The 9,807-nt window shown below is 73.2% G+C and carries 9 protein-coding genes; 4 read left to right on the top strand and 5 right to left on the bottom strand.

The window, feature by feature from the left end; translation table 11 throughout:
* Window positions 1-1,180 (top strand): PQQ-binding-like beta-propeller repeat protein (locus MHW47_RS26720; RefSeq protein WP_239226326.1); only part of this gene is annotated, 1,180 nt, incomplete at its 5' end.
* Between the two features lie 28 nt (window positions 1,181-1,208).
* On the opposite strand, the gene MHW47_RS26715 is transcribed toward MHW47_RS26720, so the two are convergent.
* On the bottom strand, window positions 1,209-1,838 hold the full coding sequence (locus tag MHW47_RS26715) for a hypothetical protein (RefSeq protein WP_239226325.1): 630 nt from the start codon (window positions 1,836-1,838) through the stop codon (window positions 1,209-1,211).
* A 218-nt stretch (window positions 1,839-2,056) separates the two neighbouring features.
* Here MHW47_RS26715 and MHW47_RS26710 point away from each other — a divergent pair, with 218 nt between their 5' ends.
* On the top strand, window positions 2,057-2,593 hold the full coding sequence (locus MHW47_RS26710) for a hypothetical protein (RefSeq protein WP_239226324.1): 537 nt from the start codon (window positions 2,057-2,059) through the stop codon (window positions 2,591-2,593).
* Between the two features lie 80 nt (window positions 2,594-2,673).
* Here MHW47_RS26710 and MHW47_RS26705 read toward each other — a convergent pair whose 3' ends face one another.
* The 4 genes from MHW47_RS26705 to MHW47_RS26690 all read right to left on the bottom strand — a co-directional run bounded on the left by MHW47_RS26705 (window position 2,674) and on the right by MHW47_RS26690 (window position 7,512).
* The gene (locus MHW47_RS26705; RefSeq protein WP_143620470.1) at window positions 2,674-2,859 is read right to left on the bottom strand and encodes a hypothetical protein; all 186 of its coding nucleotides are present in this window, start codon (window positions 2,857-2,859) and stop codon (window positions 2,674-2,676) included.
* Between the two features lie 213 nt (window positions 2,860-3,072).
* Window positions 3,073-6,033 (bottom strand): BTAD domain-containing putative transcriptional regulator, encoded by a 2,961-nt coding sequence (locus MHW47_RS26700; RefSeq protein WP_239226323.1) that lies wholly within the window; start codon window positions 6,031-6,033, stop codon window positions 3,073-3,075.
* Between the two features lie 275 nt (window positions 6,034-6,308).
* A complete protein-coding gene (locus tag MHW47_RS26695) occupies window positions 6,309-7,094 on the bottom strand; it encodes a MerR family transcriptional regulator (protein ID WP_239226327.1) in 786 nt (261 codons plus the stop codon).
* Between the two features lie 214 nt (window positions 7,095-7,308).
* Window positions 7,309-7,512, bottom strand: coding sequence for a cold-shock protein (locus MHW47_RS26690; RefSeq protein ID WP_003967102.1), 204 nt, complete (start codon window positions 7,510-7,512; stop codon window positions 7,309-7,311).
* 298 nt (window positions 7,513-7,810) lie between these two features.
* On the opposite strand from MHW47_RS26690, the gene MHW47_RS26685 reads away from it, so the two are divergent.
* Both MHW47_RS26685 and MHW47_RS26680 read left to right on the top strand, forming a co-directional pair.
* A complete protein-coding gene (locus MHW47_RS26685; protein WP_239226322.1) occupies window positions 7,811-8,689 on the top strand; it encodes a menaquinone biosynthetic enzyme MqnA/MqnD family protein in 879 nt (292 codons plus the stop codon).
* 296 nt (window positions 8,690-8,985) lie between these two features.
* Window positions 8,986-9,807 (top strand): serine/threonine-protein kinase (locus MHW47_RS26680; protein WP_239226321.1); only part of this gene is annotated, 822 nt, incomplete at its 3' end.

Genomic DNA, 9,807 nt, shown 5'->3' with positions numbered 1-9,807 from the left:
GCCCGCCCCGGCCCAGGCGCCCGACGCCGGGCCGTCCGGGCCCCCGCGCTGGCGGCCCTGGCGGTTCCGCATGTCCAACGACGTGTGGGGCACGCCCGTCGTCGTCGGCGACCTGCTGTACGTCACGTCCTTCGAGGTCCACGCGCTGGACACCGGCAACGGCCGGCGCCAGTTCAAGACCCGGGACGTCGCCTGGGCGATGGCCGTCGAGGGCGGCCGCATCCACGCCTCGGACGGCCCCTCCCTCTACGCCCTGGACGCCACCACGGGCGCCGAGCGCTGGCGGACGGCCGCCGACGCCTGGGTGTACGCGCTCAAGGCCGACCGGGGCACGGTCCTCACCGCCACGCGCGGCGGCGGGGTCCAGGCGTGGGAGGCGTCGACCGGCGAGAAGCTGTGGGACCTCACGGGCGCGCAGACGGACTTCGAGACGCCGGAGGGCGGGCCCGTCATCCACGACGGCACGGTGTACGTCTGGCAGGACGCCCGGCTCAAGGCGCTCGACGCCCGGACCGGCGCCGAGCGGTGGACGTACCCCATCGGTGACGCGGCCTCCTGCGGCGGCGTCCCGGTCCGGGTGACCCCGGCGTCGGACGGCTACGTGTACGTCGCCGCCGGGACGCGCGTCCTCGCGGTGGACATCGCCTCCGGGCACGTCCGCTGGCACTTCGAGTGCCCGGCGGTCTTCCTCTCGCCGCCCGCCTTCGCCCCCGGCCCGGCCGTCACCGGCGGCGGGGTCTACCTCGCGGACTACCTCGGCACGGTGTACGCGCTCGACGCCTCGACCGGCAAGGACCGCTGGCGGATCGCCACGGAGGCCCGGCAGTCCGCCGAGCCGGTCCTCGTCGCCGCGGGCAACGTGCACGTGGGCAGCGGCAGCGCGCTCTACACCCTCGACGCCGTCACCGGCACCCCGAAGTGGCGGTTCGCCGCGGGCGGCGAGGTCGTCGGCGCGCCGGTCGTCGCGGACGGCCGGGTGCACTTCGGGTCGGCGGACCACGTGCTGTACACCCTCGACGCGACGGGCGGCCAGCTCCGCTGGAAGCTGGCCACGGGCGGCGAGATCACGGGCACGCCCGTCGCACGGAACGGCGTCGTGTACGCGTGCAGCAAGGACCGCTGCGTGTACGCGCTGGACGCGCAGAAGGGCACGGGTACGGGCGCACGGGCCCACGCGTAACCCGTCCCGGGCCGCGCACGCCTCGCGCTCACGCGCCTTGCGCGCCTCGCGGGCCGTGCGGGCCGTTGCCGTCGTCGTCGGGCCGGCGCGGGGCGTCCGGCCGGGGGCCGGTGTACGTGTCGTCGCCCTCCGGCTCGGGCCACGGGCTCGTCTGGACCGAAGGGCCCGGCTCCCGCGTCGGCGGCCAGGTGTCCGGCGTACCCGATCCCGGCGCCTCGTAGGGCCGCCGCCGGCGTCCGGGCCGCCCCGCCATCACCACCGACCCCGCGAGCAGCAGCACGCCCCCGCCCCCGGCGAGCGCGACACCGGGCCCGAGCCCGGAACCGTCGCCCGCGACGACGAGGCTGTCGGTGGTCTGGAAGACGCGGACCATCCACAGCACCGTGAACCCCAGCACCACGACCCCCGCCACGGCGACGAGCGAGCGCGAGCGCAGGACGACCCCGGCCACGGCCACCACCGCCGCGCACAGGAACGGCAGCCACAGCGACCCGATGAGCCCGCCGGGGGGCGTACCCGTCACGCCCGCCCCGGTGAAGAGGTCGCCCAGCCGGTAGTGCCGCCCGAGGCGGCCGTCGTACCAGTCACGGAAGGGGCTCAGCACGGCGGCCGCCGCTCCGGCGAGAGCGAGGATCGCACCGAGGACGTTGCGGATCATTTCCGTACCTCCGGGACCTCCGGGTGCATATCGGCGCTCTCGCTCCGACGCTACGCCGCACGTGTGACGGCCGCCACCAGACGGGGACGAGACCGTGACAGGGCCATGACCGGGTCGCCGGGCTCGCGCGCCATGCTGTGCGCTACGGTGCCGTGTCGCCCGGCCGGTGGGCCGGTGACGCACCGAAACGGAAGAGAACCGGAAAAACGGGGGGTTCGATGAGACGGCAGCACGTGAAGCTGACGGTGGTCCTGGTCGCGGTGGTGCTCGCGCTGACCGGGTTCTCCAGCGGCAGCCACGGAGGAAAGGGCAAGAGCAAGAGCCGGTCCAGCAGCGGCGGGGGCGGCGGGTGCTCCAACTCGAAGAAGAGCAACGGCACGTACCACGACACGGACTCGGACACGGACTACGGCTCGTCGAGCGGCTCCTCCGGCTCCACGTACACCGACCCCACCCCCGCGCCCACCGCGACGGACGCGCCGAGGGTGTACGTGTTCCGCTGCGCGCAGCCGGCGAGGGGCAAGCGCAAGGCGTACACCGCCTCCACGGTCCGGCTGACCGCGGTCACCTCCGGCACGCACACCTACGAGGTCGACGTGTCCTTCCTGGACGCCATGGGCAACCTGGTCGACACGGGCGAGGCGACGGTGGAGGCGGACGGCGGCGAGACGAAGACGGTCTCCGTCCGCATGGACAGCCCGCGCACGGTGTCCCGCGTCAAGAAGTGCCGGGTCACGGCAGAACTCAGCTACTGACCCCGGACACGCGACGGCCGCGACGGCTCCCCCTCCGCGCCGCCGCGGCCGTTCCCCCCGTGCCCCCGTCGATGTGCGGCTTAGTTGGCCGGTTCGCTCGTGGCGTGGGTGTTGTCCGTCTTGTCCTCGGTCTCACCCTCGGGCGCCGACGTGGCGTGGGTGTTGAGCGGCTTGATCGTGCCGTCCGTGCCCAGAAGGTCCGCCGGGGCGCTGGTGGCGTGGGTGTTGAGCGGCTTGATGATCGGCTCAGTGCTCTCGTCGGCCATGATCGTCTACTCCCGTTAGTCGTTCTTCGTGCTGGTTCGGCGAGGCCCGTCCGGCTGTTCCCCCGTGGACTGCCGGACGGGCCTGTCGGGCCGCTCACATTAGTGCCACGGCCTTGAGTCGCCCCGCCTGCCCCCCGACGCGGCGGATCGACTGCTCAGAGAGTGGACCGGCGCGATAAACGAACGATGAACGGGCAGGCAGGGCAGGCCGGGTCAGGAAACCGTGGCGGCGGCGAGGAGGCGGCGTACGTCGGCGGCCTCGGGGGAGCCGAGGGACTCGAATATCTCCAGTGCCTCGCGCCAGCAGACCTGCGCACGCCCGGTCTGGCCGATCCCGGACAGCGAACGGCCGAGGACCGTGAGCACGTTCCCCCGACGCCATTCCCCGCCGATGCCACGCAGAACCGTCAGCGCCGTCTCGGAGTTGGCGGCTGCCTGGGCCGGGCGGTCGGCCGCGATGTCCAGCTCGGCCAGACGGAACAGCGACATGCCCTCCCAGAGCCGCTGCCGGCTGTCCTTGAAGACCTGGTACGCCTCCTTGAGACTGTCCGCCGCCTCCTCCAGCCGGCCGCTCTGCGTCAGCGCGAGCCCCAGCGCGTAGCGGCCGTTCGCGCCCTTGAGCGCGTGGTTCATCTCGTCGTACATGGCCGTGCCCCGCTGGGCGAGGGACACCGCCGTGGTCGTACGCCCCATGGCCAGGTGGACGCGTGACAGGTTGCAGAGGGCGGACGCCTCGCCGGGACGGTCACCGAGGTCCCGGAAGTCCTCGATGGCGCGGGTCAGATGCCTTTCGCCGTCCGCGTGCCGGTTCTCGTAGAGCGCGACGATGCCGAGGAGGTTCGACGCCCAGCAGGCCGGCAGCGGGTCGCCGGCCGCCGCCGAGAGCCGCAGGGCCCGGGTGCACTCGTGCTCGGCCAGGTCGAAGCGGCCGGACACGTGGTGCACGTTGGCGAGCGTGAGCAGCGCTCTGGCCTCGGCCTTGGTGTCCCCGGCCGCTTCGGCGGCCTGGCAGGCGGCGACGACGGTCGCCTCGTACTCCTTGGAGTTCGCCCCCGACTCCGCCAGCTCGATGGCCGTCCAGAGGAGGTCGACGGCGGGTGCGGTCGACGGCCCGTGCGCCGCCTGGCGGGCGCACGCCAGCAGCGTCGCGGCCTCGTTGTAGAGCCAGTCCTGCGCCTCGCGCCGGTCGGTGAACGTCAGCCCGCTGTACGAGGTGGGCGCCAGATGGTCGATCAGGGTGTCGCCCGGCTTCTCCAGCGCGCTGACGCAGGCCACCGTCGCCAGGTAGAAGTCCAGCAGCCGGGACAGGGCCTCGGCGCGTTCGCCCGGGCTTTGTTCGTCGCGTTCCGCGCAGGAGCGGGCGTAGAGGCGGACCAGGTCGTGGTAGCGGTAGCGGCCCGGGGCGGCGGATTCGACCAGGGACGTGTCGACCAGGGCCTCCAGCAGGTCCTCCGCCGTGTGCGGGTCCAGGTCGAGGAGGGCGGCCGCGGCGGCCAGGGAGATGTCGGGGCCGTCCGCGAGGCCGAGGAGGCGGAAGGCGCGGGCCTGGGCCGGTTCCAGCTGGCCGTAGCCGAGTTCGAAGGTGGCCTTCACCGCGAGGTCGCCGGCCTGCAGCTCGTCCAGCCGGCGCCGCTCGTCCGCCAGCTTGGCGGCCAGGACGGACACCGTCCAGGTACGGCGCGAGGCCAGCCGCGAGGCGGCGATCCGGATGGCGAGGGGCAGGAACCCGCACGCGGCGACCACGTCGAGCGCCGCCTCCCGCTCGGAGTTGATGCGCTCCTCGCCGACGATCCGGGTGAACAGCTGCAGCGCCTCGTCCGGGGACATCACGTCCAGGTCCACCAGATGGGCGCCCGCAAGGTCCACCATCCGCACCCGGCTGGTGACCAGCGCCGCGCAGCCCTCCGTGCCGGGGAGCAACGGGCGTATCTGGGCGGCGTCGTGGGCGTTGTCCAGGAGGATCAGGACCCGGCGGCCGTCGAGCGTGGAGCGGTAGAGCGCGGCGCGCTCGTCCAGCGTGTCCGGGATCGCCGAGTCCGCGGTGCCGAGCGCCCGTAGGAACGAGCCGAGGACCGTCTCCGGCTCGGCGGCCCGCGCCCCGGCGCCCTGGAGGTCGACGTACAGCTGCCCGTCCGGGAAGTGCTTGCGGGCCTGGTGGGCGACGTGGACGGCGAGGGTCGTCTTGCCGACGCCGCCGATGCCGGCCAGCGCGGAGACCGCCATCACGGACCCCTCGGCCGTCGCCAGCCGGTCGCCCAGCTCGCGGACGAACGCCGCCCGGCCCGTGAAGTCCGGGACGGTCGCGGGGAGCTGGGCCGGGCGGACCGGTGCGGCGGCCGGGGCCGGGTCGTCGGCCGGGCGGGCCAGCTCCTCGTCGGCGCGCAGGATGCGCTGCTGGAGCTGGGCCAGCTCCTGGCGCGGGTCCACGCCCAGTTCCTCGGCGAGCAGCCGCCGCGTGTCCGCGTACACGGCCAGCGCCTCCGCCTGCCGGCCGCTGCGGTACAGGGCCACCATCAGCAGCTCCCGCAGCCTTTCGCGCAGCGGGTGCGCCGCGGTGAGCGCGGTCAGTTCGGAGACCGCCTCCGCGTGGCAGCCGGCCTCCAGGTCGAGGTCGAGCCGGGTCTCGGTGAGCTGGAGCCGCCACTCCTCCAGGCGGGTGCGCTGGTACTCCGCGTACGGGCCGGGCACCGAGGCCAGCGCCTCGCCGTCCCACAGCCCGAGCGCCTTGTTCAGCAGGGCCCGCGCGGCGTCCCGGTCCCCGGCCGCCCGCGCCTTCTCCGCACCGGCCGCCAGCTCCTGAGCGACGGTCAGGTCGAGCGCGTCCGGCGCGGTGCGCATCGCGTAGCCGCCGGAGTCGCTGACGAGGGTGTCGGAGCCGAGGACCTTGCGCAGCCGCGAGGCGTACGTGCGTATCGCGGCCAGCGCCTGCGAGGGCGGCTCGTCGCCCCAGATGCCGTCGATCAGCTCGCCGGCCGTCGCGGTGCGCCCGCCGCGCAGCAGCAGGGCCGTCAGCAGCGCGCGCTGCTGCGGCGATCCGGACGGCAGCGGCTCGCCGCCGCGCCGGACCCGTACGGGCCCGAGTACGGAGAAGTGCAGCGCGCCCTCGTCCTCCGGGCGCCGCTCCGGGATTCGCTGCTGCGGAACGCGTACCCGTGGCCCGTCGCCATGGCCCATTGCTGCCTCCTGTCCCCTGCGCACGGCACGGCACGGGGCGGTGTGTCCGGATCGGTCACAGGCCGTCCGGATTGCTCCATACCGTTGATATCGCCGTCAACAGTCTGCCTTGTGAAGGGTCGGCCCGTCAGCAACGGAGGGGCCTCTGCACAAGCCCTCGACAACGATTGTGGAACGGGGCAGTTGGGACGGGAGAGGCTCACGGGACGGGGGTGACGGTGAGCGGGGGCGTCCGCCGCGCGGTCGCGGACGCCCCCCGGCCGGGCGCCCCGGTCTCAGCGTGCCGCCCGCACCACCGGCTCCTGCAGCTCGGTCACCCAGGCGTCCCGGTCCTCCGGGCACTCCAGGCTGATCTCGCGGGCGTACCCGGCCGACCGGTAGCCGTTGGCGTCGATCCAGCGGGCCAGGGTCTGGGTCGTCGGCAGCACGGCGTCCATAGAGCCGCGGTGCACGATGGTCGCCGCCTCGAACTCCGGCAGCTCCACCACCGTGATCCCGGTGTCGCCGACCGGGCCCACCGGGGCAAAGACCGTCACCCCGGCGTGCACGACGACCTTGCCGCCGCCGTCGGCGGCATCCTCGTAGCGGGCGACCCCGGGGCCGGACGGGCAGACCCCGGCCTCCCCGAGGAGCGGGAAGAGCCGGTCGTACAGCGGGCCGATGACCGGCCCGATGTCCTGCGGCTCGTAGCTGCCGGCCACCCCGGTCAGCTCGGCGACCCGCACCGCGGGCACCCTCTTGATCACGACGTCGTCCGTGGACATGCGTCCCTCGCTCTCGATCGACCGGAGCCTCGCCTCGACCTGCGCCAGCCGTGCGGCCGCCGCGGCCATCGCCGCCTCCAGCTCCGTACGGCGCAGCCGCAGCATCCCGCGCAGCTCCTCCGGGCCGACCTCGTCGTCCAGGACCGACCGCACCTGCTGGAGCGTGAAGCCGAGGTCCTTGAGCGCGATGATCCGGTTGAGCCGGGCGAGCTGGGCGGCGCCGTAGTAGCGGTAGCCGGTCGAGGGGTCGGTGCGGTCCGGGCGCAGCAGCCCGATCTCGTCGTAATGACGCAGCATGCGGGCCGACACCCGCCCGTACCGGGCGAAGTCTCCGATGGTGAACGTGACGGTCTCCACTGCACGGCTTCACACGGTGTGAAGGTCAAGGGACGGCCGGGGACGGGGGCGTACGGCCTCCTCACAGGCAGGAGCCCCGCCCTCCGCCGGTGCGGGGGGAGCGGGGCTCCTTGGGTACTGCTCTTACGGCCGCGATCGGCCGACCCTGGGCAACTCAGGCCGGGGTGACGTTCTCCGCCTGCGGGCCCTTGGGGCCCTGGGTGACGTCGAAGTTCACGACCTGGTTCTCCTCGAGGGAGCGGAACCCGGACGCGTTGATCGCGGAGTAGTGGACGAAGACATCCGGGCCGCCGCCGTCCTGGGCGATGAAGCCGAAGCCCTTTTCAGCGTTGAACCACTTGACGGTTCCGGTAGCCATAAGCCCTCCTTGGGCCAAAGGGTTGCCCTGCTCCAGAACCTGCAATGAAGTCTGAAAACTACAAAAGCCTGCGGGGTCACATGCTCCGCAGGCTCTGTACTGCAAGGGAAACCAAACTGCAACTTGATGTCGAGCGTAGCATGCGGGATGTGCGGAAGGGTAGAGGGAAAGATCACCTCACCCGGATGTTTGATAGCCGCGCGCGCGAGCCATCCGGATGGGTCATCCGGGAGCCCCTTCCCGGGCGCCGCACGCCCCCGGTGGGGCGGCGGGCGGACGGCGGGTCTAGCCTCGCGATGTGGACAATTCAACCGTTTCAAACGCCGCGGTCGACGACCGTCGCCCCCGCCCGCGCGTCGGCCACATCCAGTTCCTCAACTGCCTTCCCCTCTACTGGGGGCTGGCACGCACCGGAACGCTGCTCGACCTGGAGCTGTCGAAGGACACCCCCGAGAAGCTCAGCGAGCAACTGGTGAGGGGCGAGCTGGACATCGCCCCCGTCACCCTCGTCGAATTCCTGCGCAACGCCGACGACCTGGTCGCCTTCCCCGACATCGCGGTCGGCTGCGACGGCCCCGTCATGTCCTGCGTGATCGTCTCGCAGCGTCCCCTGGAGGACCTGGACCGGGCCCGCGTCGCCCTCGGCTCGACCTCCCGCACCTCCGTGCGGCTGGCGCGCCTGCTGCTCGCCGAGCGGTACGGCGTCCGCCCGGACTACTACACCTGCCCGCCCGACCTGGGCGTGATGATGCAGGAGGCGGACGCGGCGGTCCTCATCGGCGACGCCGCCCTGCGCGCCAACCTGCACGACGCCCCCCGGCTCGGACTCCAGGTCCACGACCTGGGCGCGATGTGGAAGGAGTGGACGGGCCTCCCGTTCGTCTTCGCCGTCTGGGCCGCGCGCAAGGACTACCTGGCCGCCGAGCCCACCGCGGTCCGGCAGGTCCACGAGGCGTTCCTGGCCTCCCGCGACCTGTCCCTGGAGGAGGTCACCAAGGTCGCCGAGCAGGCGGCGCGCTGGGAGGCCTTCGACGCCGAGGTCCTGGAGCGCTACTTCACCACGCTCGACTTCCGCTTCGGTCCGGACCAGCTGAGGGGCGTCGAGGAGTTCGCGCGCCGCACCGGCGCGGAGGCGGGCTTCCCGGCGGACGTGAAGGTGGAGCTGCTCGGCGGATGAGAACATCCCACCGCCCGGGAAAGCCATTTTCGATTCAACTGAACACGCGGTGAATGGCCGATTGCGGGAGCCCTCGGGTGTGTACTCCCGATGTCTCCCGCAATCGGCTGCGGCGCCTCCCGCAATCCACCCGGCGGACGACCGGCGCATTCACGCCTTTTATCGCGGGGAATGACGTCGTTCGTTCCCTTGGGGGCGAAATCGGCGGATGGTTTCTCCCGTGGCCGGACGAGACTTCCGGACACGAACTAGGCTTCGGTCGGAGGTCCGGCCGGTTCACAGGGGGAGTCCTTAATATGCAGCCGCTGGAAGCCGGGGAACCGCTGAGCATCGGCGCCTACCGGCTGCTCGGCAGACTCGGCGCCGGCGGCATGGGCCGCGTGTACCTCGGGCGCAGCGCCGGCGGGCGCACCGTCGCCGTCAAGGTCGTCCACCCCCACTTCGCGCTCGACGAGCAGTTCCGCGCCCGGTTCCGGCGCGAGGTGGAGGCCGCCCGGCGGATCGGCGCCCAGTGGACCGCGCCCGTCCTGGACGCCGACCCGGACGCCCCCGTCCCCTGGGTCGCCACCGGGTACGTGGCCGGCCCGCCGCTCTCCGCCGCCGTCACCGAGCACGGCCCGCTGCCCGAGCACGCGGTACGGGTGCTGGGCGCCGGACTCGGCGAGGCGCTGGCCGCCGTGCACGAGCGGGGCCTGATCCACCGCGACGTGAAGCCGTCCAACGTCCTGCTCGCCCTCGACGGCCCCCGCCTCATCGACTTCGGCATCGCGCGGGCCATCGACGCGACCGCCTCGCTCACCTCCACCGGGGTCTCCGTCGGCTCGCCCGGCTACATGGCGCCCGAGCAGATCCGGGGCACCGACCTGTCCGGCGCGGCGGACATCTTCTCGCTGGGCGCGGTCCTGGCGTACGCGGCGACCGGCTCCGCGCCCTTCCTCGGCGACTCGTCGGCCGTCCTCCTCTACAAGGTGGTCCACGAGGAACCGGAGCTGGGCGAGCTGGAGGGCCCGCTGCGCGACACCATCGCCGCCTGCCTGGCCAAGGACCCGGCGCGCCGGCCGACCCCGGCCGAGCTGGCCCGCCGCCTGCTGCCGGGCGGCGCGGCGGCCGCGGTGGCC

The organism is Streptomyces sp. OfavH-34-F (assembly GCF_022347745.1).
In the GTDB taxonomy this organism is placed as follows: domain Bacteria; phylum Actinomycetota; class Actinomycetes; order Streptomycetales; family Streptomycetaceae; genus Streptomyces.
This window is presented reverse-complemented; position numbering and strand designations above follow the sequence as displayed.

Coding starts and splice junctions, on each gene's coding strand:
- MHW47_RS26715 (WP_239226325.1), bottom strand. CDS start 1,838: ATGATCCGCAACGTCCTCGGTGCGATCCTCGCTCTCGCCGGAGCGGCG.
- MHW47_RS26705 (WP_143620470.1), bottom strand. CDS start 2,859: ATGGCCGACGAGAGCACTGAGCCGATCATCAAGCCGCTCAACACCCAC.
- MHW47_RS26700 (WP_239226323.1), bottom strand. CDS start 6,033: ATGGGCCATGGCGACGGGCCACGGGTACGCGTTCCGCAGCAGCGAATC.
- MHW47_RS26695 (WP_239226327.1), bottom strand. CDS start 7,094: ATGCTGCGTCATTACGACGAGATCGGGCTGCTGCGCCCGGACCGCACC.
- MHW47_RS26710 (WP_239226324.1), top strand. CDS start 2,057: ATGAGACGGCAGCACGTGAAGCTGACGGTGGTCCTGGTCGCGGTGGTG.
- MHW47_RS26690 (WP_003967102.1), bottom strand. CDS start 7,512: ATGGCTACCGGAACCGTCAAGTGGTTCAACGCTGAAAAGGGCTTCGGC.